The 20,032-nt window shown below is 58.3% G+C and carries 15 protein-coding genes; 8 read left to right on the forward strand and 7 right to left on the reverse strand.

Translation table 11 applies throughout. From position 1 onward, the window contains the following. The first annotated feature begins 1 nt into the window (after window position 1). Window positions 2-754: a molybdopterin-synthase adenylyltransferase MoeB gene (gene moeB, locus ACNQ0W_RS01430; RefSeq protein WP_023303354.1), complete on the forward strand. Its 753-nt coding sequence runs from the start codon at window positions 2-4 to the stop codon at window positions 752-754. Between the two features lie 86 nt (window positions 755-840). Here the strand turns inward: moeB and fsa are convergent, their stop codons facing one another. After that, complete coding sequence (gene fsa, locus ACNQ0W_RS01435; protein WP_048973304.1) at window positions 841-1,503, reverse strand: fructose-6-phosphate aldolase; 663 nt, start codon at window positions 1,501-1,503, stop codon at window positions 841-843. Between the two features lie 127 nt (window positions 1,504-1,630). Between fsa and ACNQ0W_RS01440 the strand changes: the two genes are divergently transcribed. The 4 genes from ACNQ0W_RS01440 (at window position 1,631) to ACNQ0W_RS01455 (ending at window position 7,410) form a co-directional block, all read left to right on the forward strand. After that, window positions 1,631-2,530, forward strand: a complete 900-nt coding sequence (locus ACNQ0W_RS01440) for a glycyl-radical enzyme activating protein (protein ID WP_062932136.1) — start codon at window positions 1,631-1,633, stop codon at window positions 2,528-2,530. 4 nt (window positions 2,531-2,534) lie between these two features. Continuing rightward, window positions 2,535-4,967, forward strand: coding sequence for a formate C-acetyltransferase/glycerol dehydratase family glycyl radical enzyme (locus tag ACNQ0W_RS01445; RefSeq protein WP_062932137.1), 2,433 nt, complete (start codon window positions 2,535-2,537; stop codon window positions 4,965-4,967). Between the two features lie 219 nt (window positions 4,968-5,186). Further along, window positions 5,187-6,002, forward strand: coding sequence for a Cof-type HAD-IIB family hydrolase (locus ACNQ0W_RS01450; RefSeq protein ID WP_032647816.1), 816 nt, complete (start codon window positions 5,187-5,189; stop codon window positions 6,000-6,002). Between the two features lie 151 nt (window positions 6,003-6,153). Beyond that, window positions 6,154-7,410, forward strand: a complete 1,257-nt coding sequence (locus ACNQ0W_RS01455) for a DUF1479 domain-containing protein (RefSeq protein WP_062932138.1) — start codon at window positions 6,154-6,156, stop codon at window positions 7,408-7,410. On the opposite strand, the gene ACNQ0W_RS01460 is transcribed toward ACNQ0W_RS01455, so the two are convergent. Continuing rightward, on the reverse strand, window positions 7,407-8,480 hold the full coding sequence (locus tag ACNQ0W_RS01460) for a LacI family DNA-binding transcriptional regulator (protein WP_062932139.1): 1,074 nt from the start codon (window positions 8,478-8,480) through the stop codon (window positions 7,407-7,409). The genes ACNQ0W_RS01455 and ACNQ0W_RS01460 overlap by 4 nt on opposite strands. A gap of 285 nt (window positions 8,481-8,765) precedes the next feature. Between ACNQ0W_RS01460 and ACNQ0W_RS01465 the strand changes: the two genes are divergently transcribed. Both ACNQ0W_RS01465 and ACNQ0W_RS01470 read left to right on the forward strand, forming a co-directional pair. Next, the gene (locus ACNQ0W_RS01465; protein WP_062932140.1) at window positions 8,766-10,067 is read left to right on the forward strand and encodes an MFS transporter; all 1,302 of its coding nucleotides are present in this window, start codon (window positions 8,766-8,768) and stop codon (window positions 10,065-10,067) included. Between the two features lie 17 nt (window positions 10,068-10,084). Further along, the gene (locus ACNQ0W_RS01470) at window positions 10,085-12,448 is read left to right on the forward strand and encodes a TIM-barrel domain-containing protein (RefSeq protein ID WP_180261493.1); all 2,364 of its coding nucleotides are present in this window, start codon (window positions 10,085-10,087) and stop codon (window positions 12,446-12,448) included. 84 nt (window positions 12,449-12,532) lie between these two features. On the opposite strand, the gene ACNQ0W_RS01475 is transcribed toward ACNQ0W_RS01470, so the two are convergent. After that, the gene (locus tag ACNQ0W_RS01475; protein ID WP_023296172.1) at window positions 12,533-14,128 is read right to left on the reverse strand and encodes an ABC-F family ATPase; all 1,596 of its coding nucleotides are present in this window, start codon (window positions 14,126-14,128) and stop codon (window positions 12,533-12,535) included. Window positions 14,129-14,350: 222 nt separating this feature from the next. Between ACNQ0W_RS01475 and ldtB the strand changes: the two genes are divergently transcribed. Beyond that, window positions 14,351-15,271: a L,D-transpeptidase gene (gene ldtB / locus ACNQ0W_RS01480; RefSeq protein ID WP_003858435.1), complete on the forward strand. Its 921-nt coding sequence runs from the start codon at window positions 14,351-14,353 to the stop codon at window positions 15,269-15,271. A gap of 41 nt (window positions 15,272-15,312) precedes the next feature. On the opposite strand, the gene ACNQ0W_RS01485 is transcribed toward ldtB, so the two are convergent. The 4 genes from ACNQ0W_RS01485 to ACNQ0W_RS01500 form a co-directional block, all read right to left on the reverse strand. Then, the gene (locus ACNQ0W_RS01485) at window positions 15,313-16,029 is read right to left on the reverse strand and encodes a GntR family transcriptional regulator (protein WP_062932142.1); all 717 of its coding nucleotides are present in this window, start codon (window positions 16,027-16,029) and stop codon (window positions 15,313-15,315) included. A gap of 15 nt (window positions 16,030-16,044) precedes the next feature. Beyond that, a complete protein-coding gene (locus ACNQ0W_RS01490; protein WP_062932143.1) occupies window positions 16,045-17,367 on the reverse strand; it encodes a PTS sugar transporter subunit IIC in 1,323 nt (440 codons plus the stop codon). Between the two features lie 51 nt (window positions 17,368-17,418). Continuing rightward, on the reverse strand, window positions 17,419-18,795 hold the full coding sequence (locus ACNQ0W_RS01495) for a glycoside hydrolase family 1 protein (RefSeq protein WP_062932144.1): 1,377 nt from the start codon (window positions 18,793-18,795) through the stop codon (window positions 17,419-17,421). A 161-nt stretch (window positions 18,796-18,956) separates the two neighbouring features. Beyond that, window positions 18,957-19,997 carry an aldo/keto reductase gene (locus ACNQ0W_RS01500; RefSeq protein WP_032608906.1) on the reverse strand — a complete coding sequence of 347 codons (1,041 nt, stop codon included), beginning with the start codon at window positions 19,995-19,997 and terminating at the stop codon, window positions 18,957-18,959. Between the last annotated feature and the right edge of the window lie 35 nt (window positions 19,998-20,032).

Here is a 20,032-nt window from a genome sequence, read left to right on the forward strand (position 1 = left end):
CATGACGGTGGAACTGAGCGACCCGGAGATGATGCGCTACAACCGCCAGATCGTGCTGCGCGGGTTTGATTTCGAGGGCCAGGAAGCGCTCAAGGCGGCAAGCGTGCTGGTTGTTGGCCTGGGCGGGCTGGGCTGCGCGGCGGCGCAATATCTGGCTGCGGCGGGCGTCGGCAGCATGACGCTGCTGGATTTCGACACCGTGTCGGTGTCCAACCTGCAACGCCAGACGCTGCACAGCGACGCGACGGTCGGTCAGCCTAAAGTGGAATCAGCACGCACGGCGCTGGCGCGCATTAATCCCAACGTTCAGTTCACCCTGATTGACGCGATGCTGGATGACGACGCGCTGTTTGCGCAGATTGCACGGCATGACCTGGTGCTGGACTGCACCGATAACGTCGCCATTCGCAACCAGCTCAATGCGGGCTGCTTTGCCCGTAAAACGCCGCTGATTTCCGGCGCGGCCATCCGCATGGAGGGGCAAATCAGCGTTTTTACCTACGCTGAAGGAGAGCCCTGCTACCGCTGCCTGAGCCGTCTGTTTGGCGAGAATGCGCTGACCTGCGTCGAGGCGGGCGTAATGGCGCCGCTGGTTGGCGTGATTGGTTCCTTGCAGGCGATGGAGGCGATCAAAGTGCTGGCGCACTACGGCACGCCCGCAGCGGGTAAAATCGTGATGTATGACGCGATGACCTGCCAGTTCCGCGAGATGAAGCTGATGCGTAATCCCGGGTGTGAGGTGTGTAGCCAGTAAAAAAGTCGGGTGGCGGCTTCGCCTTACCCGACCTACAACGGTTCGAACGTAGGCCGGGTAAGCGTTAGCGCCACCCGGCAACAGCGTCAAATAGACGTCCGCCCAAACGCCCCCTGCCAGTCCTGCTCAAACTTCACAATTGCCGCATCCACCGCCGGAGAGGTAATAAACTGCTGCGCCACGTCCAGCGGCAGCGTGATGGACTCACACCCTGCCAGCAGACAGTCCAGCGCCTGGCGCGGGGTTTTAAAGCTCGCCGCCAGCACTTTTGACTGCGGGGCATGCAGGGTCAGCAACTGTTGCAGTTCGACCACCGTCTGGATCCCATCCCCGCCCTGCGCGTCCACGCGGTTCACGTAAGGAGCCACATACTCAGCCCCCGCCAGTGCGGAGAGCATCCCCTGTGCTGCGCCATACACCGCCGTACCCAGCGTCGGGATCCCTTCTGCTTTCAGCATTTTGATCGCCGCCAGCCCTTCAGCGGTCACGGGCACTTTCACCACCAGGTCATTGATTATCGCGCGCAGCTTACGTGCGTCTTCCACCATCCCTTCGGCGGTCTTCGCCATCACCTGGGCGAACAGCCGGCCCTTGCCGCCCAGCGCGTCGTGCAGCGCGGGCAGCAGCTCGTCCAGGGGCGTTTTACCCGCCGCCACAATGCTTGGGTTAGTGGTCACGCCCGCCAGCGGGAAGATACGCGCCAGCTTTTTGACTGCCGCAACGTCAGATGTGTCGAGATAAAGTTCCATGATGTCACCCTCAAAATTAGCCTGCACTTACCCTATCACAGCAAAACCTGCTCAGGAATTGACCCACATCAAGATAACTTTCATTCGAAAGTAATTTAATCTTCATATGTAATTCGAGGGCAAGAAAATGATCTTCAATATACAGCGTTACTCCACCCACGACGGCCCCGGTATTCGAACCGTGGTATTCCTGAAAGGCTGCTCGCTGGGCTGCCGCTGGTGTCAGAACCCGGAAAGCCGCTCCCGCACGCGGGACGTCCTGTTTGATGCCCGCCTGTGCCTGGACGGCTGTGACCTGTGTCAGCAGGCCGCGCCGGGGTGTGTTGAGCGCGCGCTGAACGGGCTGGTCATTCATCGTGAGAAGCTTAACGACGAGACGCTCACTGCCCTTACCGACTGCTGCCCGACCCAGGCGCTTACCGTCTGCGGTGAAGAGAAGCAGGTGGAGGAGATTATGGCCACCGTGCTGCGCGACAAGCCCTTCTACGACCGCAGCGGCGGCGGGATCACCCTCTCCGGCGGCGAGCCGTTCATGAACCCGGCGCTGGCACACGCCCTGTTTAAAGCCAGCCATGAACAAGGTATTCATACCGCCGTTGAAACCTGCCTTCACGTACCCTGGCATTATATCGAGCCGTCACTGCCGTATGTCGATCTGTTCCTGGCGGACCTGAAACATGTGGACAGTGACGTATTTAAACAGTGGACCGATGGCTCAGCCAGACGGATCCTGGACAACCTGAAGCGCCTGGCTGCCGCCGGGAAAACAATCACCATTCGCGTGCCGTTGATCCAGGGCTTTAACGCCGATGAAGCGTCGGTTACCGCCATTACCAATTTCGCCGCCGACGAACTCGGCGTTCACGATATTCATTTTCTGCCGTATCACACGCTGGGCATGAACAAATACACCCTGCTCGGCCAACCCTACTCTGCCCCTGACAAACCGCTGGATAACCCTGCCCTGCTGGACTTCGCGCAGCAGTATGCCTGCCAGAAAGGGTTAACCGCGACCTTACGAGGATAAACTTATGACCACCCTGAATCTCAACACCCTCAGCGAGCGCATCAAGGCGCACAAAACGGCGCTGGTGCATATCGTTAAGCCGCCGGTCTGTACCGAGCGCGCGCAGCACTATACCGAAATGTACCAGCAGCACATGGACAAGCCGATCCCGGTCCGTCGCGCGCTGGCGCTGGCGCATCACCTGGCAAAACGTACCATCTGGATCAAACACGACGAGCTGATTATCGGTAACCAGGCCAGCGAAGTGCGCGCCGCGCCGATTTTCCCGGAATATACCGTCTCGTGGATTGAGAAAGAGATTGACGATCTGGCGGACCGTCCGGGTGCGGGCTTCGCGGTCAGCGAAGAGAATAAACGCGTTCTGCATGCGATCTGCCCGTGGTGGCGCGGCCAGACGGTGCAGGACCGCTGCTACGGCATGTTCACCGACGAGCAGAAAGGCCTGCTGGAAACCGGCATTATCAAAGCGGAAGGCAACATGACCTCCGGTGACGCACACCTGGCGGTGAATTTCCCGCTGGTGCTGGAGAAAGGGCTCGACGGCCTGCGCGCGAAAGTGGCCGAGCGCCGGTCGCGCATCAACCTGACGGTGCTGGACGATCTGCACGGCGATCAGTTCCTGAAAGCCATTGATATCGTGCTGGAAGCCGTAAGCCTGCACATCAAACGCTTCGCCGACCTGGCGCGTGAAATGGCCGCCAGCGAAACCCGCGACAGCCGCCGCGACGAGCTGCTGGCCATGGCGGAAAACTGCGACATCATCGCCCACCAACCGCCAAAAACCTTCTGGCAGGCGCTACAGCTGTGCTACTTCATTCAGCTGATCCTGCAAATTGAGTCCAACGGTCACTCCGTCTCCTTTGCCCGTATGGACCAATACCTTTACCCGTACTACCGCCGCGACGTGGAGCTGGACCAGAGTCTGGATCGCGAGCACGCCATTGAGCTGCTGCACAGCTGCTGGCTGAAGCTGCTGGAGGTGAACAAAATCCGCTCCGGCTCGCACTCCAAAGCCTCTGCGGGCAGCCCGCTGTATCAGAACGTCACCATCGGCGGCCAGAAGCTGGTCAACGGTGAGCCGATGGACGCGGTCAACCCGCTCTCGTACGCGATTCTGGAGTCCTGCGGTCGCCTGCGCTCCACCCAACCGAACCTGAGCGTGCGTTACCATGCGGGCATGAGCAACGACTTCCTCGATGCCTGCGTGCAGGTGATCCGCTGCGGCTTCGGGATGCCGGCGTTTAACAACGATGAAATCGTCATCCCGGAATTTATCAAGCTCGGCGTAGAACGCGACGATGCCTATGACTATGCGGCGATTGGCTGCATCGAAACCGCCGTCGGCGGCAAGTGGGGCTATCGCTGCACCGGCATGAGCTTTATCAACTTCGCCCGCGTAATGCTGGCGGCGCTGGAAGGTGGTCGCGACGCCACCAGCGGCCAGGTATTCCTGCCGCAGGAAAAAGCGCTTTCTGCCGGTAACTTCGGCAATTTCGACGAGGTCATGGCGGCGTGGGATAGCCAGATCCGCTACTACACCCGCAAATCCATTGAGATCGAGTACGTGGTGGACACCATGCTGGAGGAGAACGTCCACGATATTCTCTGCTCGGCGCTGGTGGACGACTGCATCGAACGCGCGAAAAGCATTAAGCAGGGCGGCGCGAAGTATGACTGGGTTTCCGGCCTACAGGTGGGGATCGCCAACCTTGGCAACAGCCTGGCGGCGGTGAAGAAGCTGGTGTTTGACCAGGGCGTTATCGGTCAGCAACAGCTGGCGGCGGCGCTGGCGGATGACTTCGAGGGGCTGACCCACGAGCAGTTGCGCCAGCGCCTGATCAACGGCGCGCCGAAGTACGGTAACGACGACGACAGCGTGGATCTGCTGCTGACCCGTGCTTATCAGACCTACATTGAAGAGCTGAAGCAGTACCATAACCCACGCTACGGCCGCGGCCCGATTGGGGGTAACTACTATGCGGGCACGTCGTCTATCTCCGCAAACGTGCCGTTTGGCGCAGCAACCATGGCAACGCCGGACGGCCGTAAAGCCCACACCCCGCTGGCGGAAGGGGCAAGCCCGGCCTCCGGTACCGACCACCTCGGCCCGACGGCGGTGATTGGCTCCGTGGGCAAACTGCCAACGGAAGCGATTCTCGGCGGCGTGCTGCTAAACCAGAAGCTGAACCCGTCGACGCTGGAAAACGACAGCGATCGCCAGAAGCTGATGGTGCTGCTGCGCACCTTCTTCGAGGTGCATAAAGGCTGGCATATTCAGTACAACATCGTCTCCCGCGAAACGCTGCTGGAAGCGAAGAAACACCCGGATCAGTATCGTGACCTGGTGGTGCGCGTCGCGGGTTACTCGGCGTTCTTCACCGCCCTGTCGCCGGATGCGCAGGACGATATTATCGCTCGTACTGAGCATACGCTGTAACGGTTTATCCCCTCTCCCTTGAGGGAGAGGGTTAGGGTGAGGGGGAAATGCGCACGCTGATGCCCTCACCCCGGCCCTCTCCCACGGGGAGAGGGAGAAAACACTAAAAACGGCAACTTCGGTTGCCGTTTTGCTTTGACTTTCGAATGAAATTAAATTTGTGCTCCCCGTCACCTTGTTATTAGAATGTTTCAAAACGCAGTGACCCAGGAGCACAGTATGACCGTAAAAGTTATCGTCACCGATATGGACGGAACTTTCCTTGATGATGCCAAGCAGTACGATCGTGACCGCTTCCAGGCACAGTTTGAGCAGCTTAAAGCCCGCAACATTGAATTTGTTGTCGCCAGCGGCAACCAGTATTACCAGCTCATCTCCTTTTTCCCGGAGCTGAAAGATCAGATCTCCTTCGTCGCGGAAAACGGCGCGCTGGTCTTCGATCACGGCGAACAGATTTTCCACGGCGAACTGACGCGTCATGAGTCGCAGATCGTCATTGGCGAGTTGCTGAAAGACAAAGGGCTGAACTTTGTGGCCTGCGGGCTGGAGAGCGCGTACGTCAGCGATAAAGCCCCGGACGCGTTCGTGGCGCTGATGTCAAAGCACTACCACCGCTTAAAGCGCATCAGCGATTACCGCGACATTGACGACGTGCTGTTTAAATTCTCCCTGAACCTGCCGGACAGCGATATCCCGAATCTGGTCGATAAACTGCATGTCTCCCTGGACGGCATCATGAAGCCGGTCACCAGCGGCTTCGGTTTTGTCGATTTGATTATCCCCGGCCTGCACAAAGCCAACGGCATCAGCCGCCTGCTGAAACGCTGGAAAACCTCCCCGCAGGAGTGCGTCGGCATTGGCGACAGCGGCAACGATGCGGAAATGCTGAAACTGGTGAAATACTCCTTTGCCATGGGCAACGCGGCGGACAGCATTAAAGCGGTCAGCCGTTACGCTACCGACGATAACAACCATCAGGGCGCGCTGAACGTGATTCAGGCCGTGCTCGACGCGCACTCCCCGTTCGACGCCTGATCCCCCTACCTGCCGGAGCCTCGCTCCGGCCCCCTCACTCTTTTCCCATCCTGTGGCACCCGTCAAGGTTTTAAACTTGCATTAACTTTTTTTTAACTTAAAGTATCACTTGTAGACACTTTTACTTTCGAATGAAAGATGCGAGGCAGTTATGACCTTTACCAGCGAAACGTTGCCAGCGGACCATAAAGCGGCAATCCGTCAGATGAAACGTGAATTACGCGCGCCGATCGGCGATGTGCAGGCGGTGTTCGACCGGCTCAGCGATAAAATCGCCACCCGCGTGGCGGAAATCAACGCTCTCAAAAACAAAGGCGAAACCGTCTGGCCAGTGATCCCCTTTGCCGACGTGAAAAACGGCACGATTACCGCCGAACAGCGCGAAGCGGTTAAACGTCGCGGCTGCGCGGTGATCAAAGGCCATTTCCCGCGCGAGCAGGCGCTGGCGTGGGATCAGTCAATGCTCGACTACCTCGATCTGAATAAGTTTGACGAGGTGTACAAAGGACCCGGCGATAACTTCTTCGGCACCTTAACGGCCTCTCGTCCGGAGATTTACCCGATCTACTGGTCTCAGGCGCAAATGCAGGCGCGCCAGAGTGAAGAGATGGCGCAGGTACAGTCGTTCCTGAACCGTTTATGGACATTTGAGAGCAACGGCAAGCAGTGGTTTGACCCGGACGTGAGCGTGATTTACCCGGACCGCATCCGCCGCCGCCCGCCAGGAACAACCTCGAAAGGACTTGGCGCACACACCGATTCCGGCGCGCTGGAGCGCTGGCTGCTGCCCGCTTATCAGCAGGTCTTTGCCCGCGTGTTTGACGGCAACGTTGAAAAATACGATCCGTGGAATGCCGCGCACCGTACCGAAGTGGAAGAGTACACCGTGGATAACACCACCAAATGCTCGGTGTTCCGTACCTTCCAGGGCTGGACGGCGCTGTCGGATATGATCCCCGGCCAGGGCTTGCTGCACGTGGTGCCGATCCCGGAGGCAATGGCTTACATTCTGCTGCGTCCGCTGCTGGACGACGTGCCGGAAGACGAGCTGTGCGGCGTGGCGCCGGGGCGCGTGCTGCCGATTTCTGAGAAGTGGCACCCGCTGCTGATCGAAGCGTTAACCAGCATTCCGGCGCTGGAAGCCGGTGATTCCGTGTGGTGGCACTGCGATGTGATCCACTCCGTCGCGCCGGTGGAAAATCAGCAGGGCTGGGGCAACGTGATGTACATTCCTGCCGCGCCAATGTGCGAGAAGAATCTCGCCTATGCGAAAAAGGTCAAGGAAGCGCTGGAAACCGGCGCGTCGCCGGGCGATTTCCCGCGCGAAGATTATGAGAAAAGCTGGCAGGGCCGCTTTACCGTGAACGATCTCAACATCCACGGCAGGCGCGCGCTGGGCATGGCTTAACCGTCGTACAGCCCTTCCCGCTCCACGGCGGTGCGTCGTTTCCCCTGACGTATCCGCCGTACCGACTCCCGTACGGTCAGCGTGCCGTTTAGCAGCAACGTTCCCACCGGCGCATCCGGGCGCATCAGCCGCTGCTGGAGCATATGCACCGCTTCCGTTCCCAGCTCATCACGCGGAACATGTACCGCGGTTAAGGGCACATCCTGAATCGCTGCGAGATTAAACCCGTCAATGCTCATCACCGAGACATCCTGCGGCACGCGCAGACCGTGTTTTTGCAGCGCGCTGATGGTCCCCGCCGCCATAAAATCGCCGCCAACCAGGAACGCCGTCGGCAGGTCTTTCCCTTTCTGCTGGTGAAGCCACTCGCTTACCAGCTGCTCCGTCTCTCTGGCGCTGAAGCTGGACACCACCAGCAGGTCGCGCCTGTCGCTGAACCTGAGGTTATGACCGTGCCACGCATCGCGGATCCCGGACAGGCGCAGCTCCATGGTGTAGCGACGCAGGCACAGCACGTTCATCACCTCCCGGTGCCCCATCTCGAACAGGTACTCCGCCGCCCGCTCGCCAATCGCGCGATGATCCGGCGCAACGGCGGGCAGGCGCATGTGGCGGTCCCGGCAGTTAATCAGCATGCAGGGTTTGCCCACGTCTACCGCCAGATCGTGGATATGCGGATCGTCGATACCGAGGAGGATTGCCGCCTGGGTGTCCGCTTCGTTCATGCGGGCCAGAAACAGCTGGGCATCGCTGTCGTTCTCCTCCAGCGCACAGTAGCGCAGACGCACCTCGTGCGAGGCCAGCCCTTTGCTCACGCTCTGGATGACGCGGTAGTAAAAGATGTCGGACCGCTCGTCAAACGCCCGCTGCGGGGCAAACACCACCAGGCTGTTAAGCAGCAAGCGCCCCGCCGCCATGCCGTCCATTACCCCCAGCTCCCGCGCGCACGCCAGCACCTTCGCCCGCGCTTTTTCGCTGGTATTTGCCTTCCCCGCCAGCACGCGAGAAACGGTGCTGATAGAGAGCTGGGTACGGGCGGCGATTTCGGTGATTTTAAGCCTTTTGTCCATTTTGTGATCTGGCTCCGGATGTGAAATGAAAAAATTTTCACAACATGTTTATCAGGTAATAACTTGCGAGAAGGCCATAATGCCGAAAATTAAACCTCGGTTATGAGAAAGTTTGCACAAAATCCACTATTCCCTGCCCAATTTCTTTCTTAAGGTGAACCTGTCACACAACTTCCATACTAGTTGTATAGCAGCTTAGCGCTCTAAAACAGATAACTTTCAAACGCCTGACGCTGTGTGACACTGAACCTTTGTCCCCTTACCGTCCGTCTTGTGGAGAAGAAAATGAGTCAGGACATCAATAACACCGTTGTGACAAGCAAAACACGTCGCGTCATCAGGAACCTGCGCTGGTACGTACTGGTGCTGTTTCTTCTCGGCGTGACCGTTAACTACATCACCCGTAACTCGTTAGGTATTCTCGCCCCTGAGCTGAAAGAGAGCCTCGGGATCACCACCGAGCAGTACTCCTGGATCGTCGGCGCGTTCCAGATCGCCTACACCATTTTCCAGCCCCTGTGCGGCTGGCTGATTGACGTTATCGGCCTGAAAATCGGCTTTATGGTCTGCGCCGGGATCTGGGCGCTGATGTGTATCTTCCACGCGGGCGCCGGAAGCTGGCTGCACCTGGCGATTCTGCGCTTCTTTATGGGGGCGTCCGAAGCCGCCGCCACGCCAGCGAACGCCAAAACCATCGGCGAATGGTTCCCGAAATCAGAGCGCCCTGTTGCCGCAGGCTGGGCGGGTGTAGGTTTCTCCATTGGGGCCATGCTGGCCCCGCCTATCATCTACTTTGCCCATGCCTCGTTTGGCTGGCAGGGTGCGTTTATGTTTACCGGCGTGCTGGCGCTGCTGTGGGTGATCCTGTGGTGGGCGTTTTATCACAACCCGGAACAGCACCCGAACCTGAGCCGCGATGAGCTGGCGTTTATCAAGCAGGATAACGAACCTGCGCCGGTCAAACTGCCCTTCCTGACCGCGCTGAAAACCGTCTCGAAGAACAAACGTTTCTACGGTATCGCTATCCCGGCCTTTATGGCGGAACCGGCCTGGGCCGTGCTGAGCTTCTGGGTGCCGCTGTACCTCGCCAAAGAGCACGGCATGGACCTGAAGCAGATTGCGATGTTCGCCTGGCTGCCGTTCCTGGCCGCCGACCTCGGCAGCGTGGCGAGCGGCTACCTGACGCGTCTGTACACCCGTCTGTTCGGCTGCTCCCGCGTCAACTCGGTCGTCGCCAGCTCCGTCACCGGCGCGTTTCTGATGATTTCTCTGGCTGTCGTCGCCGTGACCCGCGACCCGTATATCACCATCGTGCTGATCTCCATCGGCGGCTTCGGGCACCAGATCATCTCCTGCATGCTGAGCGCCCTGGTCGTGGAGTCGTTCGACAAAGGCCAGATGGCGACGGTCAACGGCATGCGCGGCTCGGCGGCGTGGATCGCCAGCTTCCTGTTCTCCCTTTTGATTGGGGTGACCGCCGACAAAATCGGCTTCAACCCGCTCTTTATCGCCATGGGCTTCTTTGACCTGCTTGGCGCTGTTTTCCTGGTGGCATTTATTGCTGAACGTCGCGCCAAGCGCGCCTGATAGTGGATGTATTGCATATGAAAACCCTGAAAAACTGGACCGTCGATACGCAGTCGGCGAATCATCTGGAACTGCTGGTAGATAATCAGCACCGCCTGTGCCTGTACGTGCTGGAAGAGAACCTGTTCCGCGTGCTGATCAAACGCAAAGGCGAGCTGGCGCTGGACCGCACCTGGAGTATCGCCCCGGAACAAGACGTGCCGTGGGAAGGCCGCCGTCGCGACGATGTCAGCGGCTTCACCTGCCCGGCCTGGACGCTGACGCAGCAGGACGACACGTTAACCGTAGCGACCGAACAGCTGCGCGTCACCGTCCACCAGCCGCTGTGGCTGGAGTGGCACTACCGCAATGAGGCGGGCGAGTGGCAGCCGCTGGTCAATGACCGCCCGACCAGCGCCTACCTGCTGAACGCCCACGGTGACGGCGTGGCGCACTATCTTAGCCGTCGTAAGGATGAACGTTTTTACGGTCTGGGTGAGAAAGCGGGTGATTTACAGCGCAACGGCAAACGCTATGAGATGCGTAACCTGGACGCGATGGGCTATAACGCGGCCAGCACCGATCCGCTTTACAAGCACATCCCGTTCACCCTCACCCGTCGCGATGACGTGAGCTACGGTCTGTTCTACGATAACCTGAGCAACTGCTGGCTGGATCTGGGTAACGAGATCGACAACTATCACACTGCCTACCGCCGCTGGCAGGCGGAAGCGGGCGATATTGACTACTACCTCTTCACCGGCAAGCGCGTGCTGGACGTGACCAAAGCCTTCGTGCGCCTGACGGGGAAAACGCTGTTCGGACCGAAATGGAGCCTGGGCTACAGCGGCTCGACCATGCACTACACCGACGCGCCGGACGCGCAAAACCAGCTGATGAACTTCATTCGCCTGTGCGATGAGCATGCCATTCCGTGCGACTCGTTCCAGCTCTCCTCCGGCTATACCTCGATTAACGGCAAGCGCTACGTCTTTAACTGGAACTACGACAAAGTGCCGCAGCCGAAGGTGATGAGCCAGGCGTTCCACGACGCGGGGCTGCGGCTTGCGGCCAACATCAAGCCGTGTCTGTTGCAGGATCATCCCCGCTACAGCGAAGTGGCGGAACGCGGCCTGTTCATTCGTGATTCAGAAACCGATGCGCCTGAACGTTCCAGCTTCTGGGATGACGAAGGATCGCATCTCGACTTCACTAACCCGCAGACGGTGCAGTGGTGGCAGAACGGCGTGACCACGCAGCTGCTGGAGATGGGCATCGACTCCACCTGGAACGACAACAACGAGTATGAAGTGTGGGACGGGGAAGCGCGCTGCTATGGCTTCGGCCAGGAGATCGCCATCAAGCACACTCGCCCGGTGATGCCGCTGCTGATGATGCGCGCCTCGCTGGAAGCGCAGCAGCGCTTTGCGCCGGAGAAACGTCCGTATCTTATCTCCCGCTCCGGCTGCGCCGGGATGCAGCGCTACGTTCAGACCTGGAGCGGCGACAACCGCACCAACTGGGACACCCTGCGCTACAACATCCGCATGGGGCTGGGCATGAGCCTGTCCGGACTGTTCAACGTCGGTCACGACGTTGGCGGTTTCTCCGGCGACAAGCCGGATGCCGAGCTGTTCGTGCGCTGGGTACAGAACGGCGTGATGCACCCGCGCTTTACCATTCACTCGTGGAACGATGACCACACCGTGAACGAGCCGTGGATGTACCCGGGCGTCACGCCTGCGATTCGCAGCGCCATTGAACTGCGCTACCGCCTGCTGCCGTACCTCTACACCCTGCTCTGGCAGGCGCACGCCGACGACGAGCCGATGCTGCGCCCGACCTTCCTCGATCATGAGCACGATGCGCAGACGTTTGAAGAGTGCGACGACTTCCTGCTGGGCCGTGACCTGCTGGTGGCCAGCGTCGTCGAAGCCGGGCAGCGCGAGCGCCGGGTCTGGCTGCCGGATAACGAAACGGGCTGGTATGATTTTTACACCCACGCGTGGTATGCAGGCGGACAATCCATCGTCCTCGATGCGCCGCTGGAAAAACTGCCGCTGCTGGTGCGCGCCGGAGCCGGTCTGCCGCTGAGCGAGCGCATCACGCATGTGAGTGCCGAAAAAGATACGACCCGCGAGCTGAAGCTGTTCCCGGTGAAAGGCGTGGGCACCACCGCCGGGCTGCTGTTTGAGGATGATGGCGAAAGCTGGGGCTACCAGAACGGCAATGCGCTGTGGGTGGAATGGGAGATGGTGTGCGACGGCGCAAGTATCAACCTGAAGGTGAATGCGCGCGGCGACTATCGTCCGGCATGGAAGGCGCTGAAGGTGTCATTACCGGCGGGGGAAAAACGTACGCTGCGGGTGAACGGGGTTGAAAGGAGTGAGTGGGTGCTCTGAACATTGCCGGGTGGCGGCTTCGCCTTACCCGGCCTACAAAGTCACCCGTAGGCCCGGTAAGCGAAGCGCCACCGGGCTTTTTTTTTAGCCGTCGATACCTTTGCTGCGCAGGTAATCTTCGTAGTTACCGGTGAAGTCCACCACGCGCTCTGGGGTAATTTCGATCACGCGGGTCGCCAGTGAGCTGACGAACTCACGGTCGTGAGAGACGAAGATCAGGGTGCCCTGATACATCTCCAGCGCCATGTTCAGCGACTCAATAGATTCCATATCCAGGTGGTTAGTCGGTTCGTCCATCACCAGAATATTCGGTTTTTCCATCATCAGCTTGCCGAACAGCATACGGCCCTTTTCACCACCGGAGAGCACTTTGGCGGGCTTTTTGATGTCGTCCTGGCTGAACAGCAGACGCCCCAGAATGCTGCGTACCGCCTGCTCGTCGTCGCCTTCCTGCTTCCACTGGCTCATCCAGTCGAAGACGGTCAGATCGTTTTCAAACTCATATTCATGGTCCTGCGCGTAGTAACCAATCTGCGCGTTTTCAGACCATTTCACGGTACCGTTGTCCGGTTGCAGTTCACCCACCAGGGTTTTCAGCATAGTGGATTTACCCACGCCGTTGGCGCCGAGGATGGCAATCTTCTCGCCCACTTCCAGCAGCAGGTTGAAGTTTTTGAACAGCGGGCCTTCATCGAAACCTTTGGTGAGGGCTTCCACTTCCAGCGCGTTACGGAACAGCTTCTTGTCCTGCTCGAAGCGGATGAACGGGTTCTGACGGCTGGAGGCTTTAACCTCTTCCAGCTTGATTTTGTCGATCTGACGGGCACGCGACGTTGCCTGGCGCGATTTAGAGGCGTTGGCGCTGAAGCGGCTGACGAAGGATTGCAGGTCCGCAATCTGCGCTTTCTTCTTGGCGTTATCCGCCAGCAGACGCTCACGCGCCTGGGTTGCCGCCGTCATGTACTCATCGTAGTTGCCCGGATAAACGCGCAGCTCGCCGTAATCCAGATCCGCCATGTGGGTACACACCATGTTCAGGAAGTGACGGTCGTGCGAGATGATGATCATGGTGCTGTCGCGATCGTTCAGCGTCTGCTCCAGCCAGCGGATGGTGTCGATGTCCAGGTTGTTCGTTGGTTCGTCGAGCAGCAGGATGTCCGGATTAGAGAACAGCGCCTGCGCCAGCAGCACACGCAGCTTCCAGCCTGGCGCGACTTCGCTCATCGGGCCGTAATGCTGTTCAACCGGAATACCCACGCCCAGCAGCAGTTCGCCCGCACGCGCTTCCGCAGAGTAGCCGTCCATTTCGCCGTATTGCGTTTCCAGGTCGGCCACTTTGTAACCGTCTTCTTCGCTCATCTCAGCGAGACCGTAGATACGATCGCGCTCCTGCTTCACTTCCCACAGCTCCGCGTGCCCCATGATCACGGTGTCGAGCACGGTGAACTCTTCGAAGGCGAACTGATCCTGACGCAGCTTACCGATGCGCTCGTTAGGGTCGAGCGACACGTTACCGAGCGTTGGCTCCAGGTCACCGCCGAGGATCTTCATAAAGGTGGATTTTCCGCTACCGTTGGCACCAATCAGGCCGTAACGGTTGCCGCCGCCAAATTTGACGGAAATGTTTTCGAACAGCGGCTTACTGCCAAACTGCATAGTGACGTTGCTGGTAACTAACACGGAGAGATTCCTGCGAAAAGTGTGATAAACGCGGCATTATGCCACAATTCCGAATTGAGATCCCGTGTTGCGGTAATCCACTAAACTTTAACAAAATCGAAAAAAATGTGATTTCGTACACATCTGAATTCCCAGTTAACGGGAATGCACATATAATGCGCTCCCATTACCGATTCAGACTTATCAACTCATCGCCAGAATGGCTTAGATACCTCGCATAACATGAACATGAAATTAACAACGCTTTTTGCGGCGGCGTTAGCCGTAGTAGGTTTTTGTAAGACCGCGTCTGCGGTGACGTATCCCCTGCCGACAGACGGAAGCCGTCTGGTGGGTGAAAACCAGGTGGTGACGGTGCCGGAAGGTAACACGCAGCCGCTGGAATACTTCGCGGCGCAGTATCAGCTCGGCCTGTCTAACATGCTGGAAGCGAACCCGGGCGTTGACCCGTATCTGCCGAAAGCGGGTACCGTACTCAACATTCCACAGCAGCTGATCCTGCCGGATACCGTGCACGAAGGTATCGTGATTAACAGCGCCGAAATGCGTCTGTATTACTACCCGAAAGGCACCAACACCGTGATCGTGCTGCCTATCGGTATCGGTCAGTTGGGTAAAGACACCCCGCTGAACTGGACCACCAAAGTGGAGCGTAAGAAAGCGGGCCCAACCTGGACGCCGACCGCCAAAATGCACGCTGAATACATTGCTGCCGGCGAACCGCTGCCGGCCGTTGTGCCTGCTGGCCCGGATAACCCGATGGGTCTGTACGCGCTGTACATTGGTCGTCTGTATGCCATCCACGGTACTAACGCCAACTTCGGTATCGGCCTGCGCGTAAGCCACGGCTGCGTGCGTCTGCGTAATGAAGACATCAAATTCCTGTTCGATAACGTGCCGGTCGGTACGCGCGTGCAGTTCATTAACGAACCGGTGAAAGCGACGTCAGAGCCGGACGGCAGCCGTTACATTGAAGTGCATAACCCGCTGTCCACCAGCGAAGATCAGATCAACAACAACGAAATCGTACCGATTAAGCTGACCAGCGCGGTGCAGTCCGTCACCTCTCAGGCGGATGTTGACACGACCATCGTTGACCAGGCGATTCAGAACCGTTCCGGTATGCCGGTGCGTCTGAACTAATCGTGATTATTTAAAAAGCGGGCCGCGAGGCCCGCTTTTTTTTATCCGTTATTCACGATAACGATGCCGCCATGGTCATAGCGATAGTGACAATGGGCGTACTCGAGCGGCGTACCATCTTCCAGATAGATCACCTGCTCTACCTCCAGCACCGGGTCGGTTGGCTCGCAGACAAGGTGCTGCATATCCAGCTCACTGGGCTTCAGCGCCCGCACCACCCGATACGATCCCATGATCTTCAGCCCCAGCGTCTCCTGCACATACCGGAATACCGAACTTTCAAGATGGGTTTTGTTCAGACCAGGCACCAGATTGAGCGGCATTACCGTGGCGTCCAGAGACATCGGCTCACCGTTGAGTAAACGCAGACGGATAAAGTCATAGATCGGCGTATCCGGATTTATCATCAGCGATGCCTGCTCTTTCTCGTTCGGGAAGCGCAGCTCGAAGTGCACCACCTGGCTCGTCACCGTGCCTAAATGTTCCCAGGTTTTGGTCGCCCCGAAGTAGTCGCTGCCGGAGAGATCCCACTGGGAAAGCTGGAGGAAATTTTTGCGGATGAACGTGCCCTGCCCCTGTCGGGTGTAGACCAGCCCTTCGACAATCAGCTGACGCATTGCCTGCTGAATGGTCATCCGGCTGGTGCTAAACTCCGCCGCCAGCGCGAACTGGTCCGGCAGCGGTTCATTGGCGGCGTACTGCTGGGTAATAATACGTTTCTTGATTTCCCGCGCTATGGTGATGTACTTCGCCGCCATCGTCCTTCCTTACCGTTAGTTTTCTATCCCGCTGTTTTTCAACGCCACTCGCTCGGCAATCTTGAGGAAAGGCAGGTAGAAGAATACACCAAATACGATGATTGCCAACTGCACCACCACCGCCCGCCAGTCCCCCGCCGTCGCCAGCCAGGCGCTGAGGATCGGCGGTGTCGTCCACGGGATCATCACCACGCAACGCGACATGAGCCCCAGCGTGGTACAGAGCCAGGCAAAGTAAATCCCGATGGCGGGCAGCAGCACAAACGGGATCATCAGCGGCAGGTTAAAGACTATTGGCAGGCCGAAAATCACCGGCTCGTTGATATTAAACAGACCCGGCGCCAGCGACAGACGCGCCACCTGCTTCGCTGATTTCTGTCTTGAGAAGATGAAGATAGCGATCAGCAATGAGATTGTGCTGCCCGTCCCGCCCACCATGCCAAAAGTCGGCACAAAGATGTTGTTGATGATGTGCGGGATCGGCTGGCCGTTGGCGAAGGCCAGCATATTCTCATTGGTATTGATCAGCAGGAACGGCTCCAGCACCACGCTGTTGACCACCGACTGATGAATACCGAGCGTGAACAGGAAGTTACCGAAACTGTAAATGAAGATCGTCCCGGGCAGGCTGGTGTTGATCAGCCGCAGCGGCTGCTGAATAAATGTCGTAATGAGATGGATCAGATCCGTGTGCAGCACGTTCGCCAGTATGGCCGCCAGCACCGCAAACAGGGAGAGCGTGAGGATCGTCGGGATCAGCGCGGTAAAGGATTTGCTCACCGCTGGCGGTACGTTCTCCCCCAGCGAAATGTGCAGCGCCTTCAGCCGTGAAATGGCGATAAACAGCTCGGTTGAGAGCAACCCAATCAGCACCCCGGCGAAAATCCCGGTGGAGCCAATATTGGCGAACGTCAGCACCTGGGTGACGTTCACCGTGGCGTCGCTGCCGACGGGGGTAATCTGTAAGCGCATCGGCATCATGATGATGAAACTGCTGACGGCGATAACCACTGCCGAGACCGGATTGTCGAAATCTTTGTTGCGCGCCAGCGACCAGGCGATCATCGGCGCCAGCAGCAGCGCGGCGATGTTCAGCGTGCCGTTGATGATCGCCTCGCCCCACACCTTAAACTGCGTGAGCGTGTCGCCCGCAAAAATCCACGGGAACACCACGTTATTCACCAGCACCGCCAGACCGGCAAGGATGAAAATCGGCATTACCGTGGCGAAGGCATCGCGCAGGGATCGCAGGTGCACCTGGTTTGCCAGGCGCGCCGAGAACTCAACAAATTTATCGACAAAAGACTGCATGTGCGGTGTTATTTTTGTTTCAGACATAGCGGAGTGTTCCCATCAATCAGTCACAAAAACGGCCCGGCAGCGTACGGCTTACATCTCGCGTCCGTTGGTATGGATAACCTGTTTCAACCACGCGTAGCTCTTCTTCGGCACGCGCTTCAGGTCTTTCAGGTCGTGATTTTCACGGTTGACGTAGACCACGCCGTAGCGCTTACGCATGTCGCCCTGGGAGCTGAGAATGTCAATCAACCCCCAGCCGAGATAGCCCATCACCTCTGCCCCGTCCTCGAACATCGCCTCTTTCATGGCCTCGATATGCGCCCGGTGGTAGTCGATGCGGTAGGTGTCTTCTATCGGGTTTATGCCGTCCCAGGACTCAATCACCCCAATACCGTTTTCAATCGGGAATACCGGCATCCGCCAGTCGTTGGCATAGCGGGTGATGATGGTGCGAAAGCCCAGCGGATCGATCTGCCAGTTCCACTCGGTGGCCTTCAGGTACGGATTGTTTTTCTCGCCGTGCAGCAGGTAATAGTTAACCGGCGTGCCTTCCGGGATGGCATCGCTGTCCAGCGTTTTGCTGGCGTAGTAGCTGAAGGCCATAAAGTCGTTCTTCGTGCGCGCAAACAGCGCGAGATCGTCTGCGCGGTAGATATCGCCGAAGCCTTCCTGCTCCACCACCGCCATCACCGCCGGGCTGTAGCCCTGGCCCGCGAAGACGCGCAGCAGGTTCTGGTTGAGGAATTCGTCGTACTGCTGGGCGCAGAAGATATCGCGCGGTTTGCAGGTGGCCGGATAAATCAGCTGGTGCGCCAGCATGCCGCCCATCAGCTTGCCCGGCTTAGTCTGGTGCAGGTATTCGGTCAGTGTCATGTGCGCCACCATCGCATGGTGCTGAAGCTCATACAGCTCGCGCAGGGTTTGCTCGCCTTTCATGTAACCGGAAATGCGGAACGCTTCCGGCATATGGAAAATGTTCTGCTCGTTGAAGGTCAGCCAGTACTTCACCCGGTCACCGAAGCAGTCGATCATCTTTTTGCCGTAGCGGATAAAGGCCTCCACCACGCGGTGATCGTTAAAGCCGTTGTACTCCTGCGCCAGCGCCAGCGGCATATCGAAGTGGTAGAGACAGACCATCGGCTCGATACCGCGGGCGAGCAGATCGTCAATAAAGCGGTCGTAAAACGCGATGCCTTCGTCGTTGAACTCGCCGTCACCCTGCGGGCAGACGCGGCTCCAGGAGATCTGGAAACGGTAGCAGTTCATGCCCAGATCCTGCATCAGATCGAAATCTTCCCGGTAGCGGTGGTAGGAGTCGGTCGCCACTTTCCAGTCAGAGATGTTCTCCCCGGCTTCCCGAATGTCGTACACCGACATCCCCTTCCCGCCCTCATTCCATGCCCCTTCCGTCTGCATGCTGGATACCGAGTTGCCCCATAAAAAGTTGGCTGGCAGTGATTTGTTCATGGTCGCTCCCTATATGACTAGTCATTTAAATTTCATGACTAGTCATATAGGCGAAGATGAAATTTCGATCAAAGGTGTGGATCGTTTTTTGTGAGGTGGGTTGAAATAAAGACCAGAGTTAGTAGCCCCGGTAAGCGAAGCGCCACCGGGGAAAAGGAAGGTTACTGCTGCGCGAGCTGGCTACGACGGTATTCTCCCTGCCGCTCAAGCATCCAGCCCGGATATTCACGCGGCAGCGCGCTGACGGTATCCAGCTGTTTAAGCTCGTCTTCGCTTAAGCGGATCCCGGTGGCGGCAATATTATCGTCCAGCTGATCGACGCGTTTCGCACCAATAATGACACTGGTCACCGCTTTCTGGTGCAGCAGCCACGCCAGCGCGATTTGCGCCACGGAAACGCCTTTACTTTCGGCGATGATACGCATCACGTCCACGCAGTCGAAGGCGCGATCCTTATTCACCGGCGGGAAGTCGAACGCCAGGCGACGACTACCGGCCGCGCTCTGCCCGTCGCGATCGTATTTTCCGCTCAGCAGACCACCCGCCAGCGGGCTCCATACCATCAATCCAACGCCTTCGCTCTGCATCATCGGCACCAGTTCGCGCTCAAGATCGCGCCCGGCGATGGTGTAGTACGCCTGCAATGAGGCAAAACGCGCCAGCCCCAGACGCTCAGAGATGCCGAGCGCTTTGGCAATCTGCCATGCCGCCCAGTTCGAGACGCCGATATAGCGCACGTGACCGTGCTGCACAAGATTATCCAGCGCGTAAAGCGTCTCCTCGATGGGGGTAGCGGGGTCGAAACCGTGCAGCTGATAGAGATCGATATGATCCAGCTGCAAGCGACGCAGGCTCTCCTTCACGCCGCTGATGATGTGATAGCGCGAGCTACCGCGCGAGTTCACCCCCGCAGTGCCGGTTTCACCGAACACCTTGGTGGCAACGACCACGTTTTCGCGCGGAATTTTCAGGTTCTTCAGCGCCTGCCCGGTGATCTCCTCCGAACGCCCTTCCGAGTAAACGTCGGCGGTGTCGATAAAGTTGATCCCGGCATCCAGCGCGCGGCCCACCAGCTGCTCGGCCTCGTTTTGCTGAAGCTGACCAATTTTGCCCCACATGCCGCCTTCACCGCCGAAGGTCATGGTGCCGAGGCAGAGTTCAGAAACAAACAGTCCGGTATTGCCCAGTTTTTGATAACGCATAACGCTTTCCTCGCATGTCGATTGGGTGTCTGTTA

This window comes from Enterobacter cloacae complex sp. 6730903, from assembly GCF_048283985.1.
Taxonomy (GTDB): Bacteria; Pseudomonadota; Gammaproteobacteria; order Enterobacterales; family Enterobacteriaceae; genus Enterobacter; species Enterobacter hormaechei_C.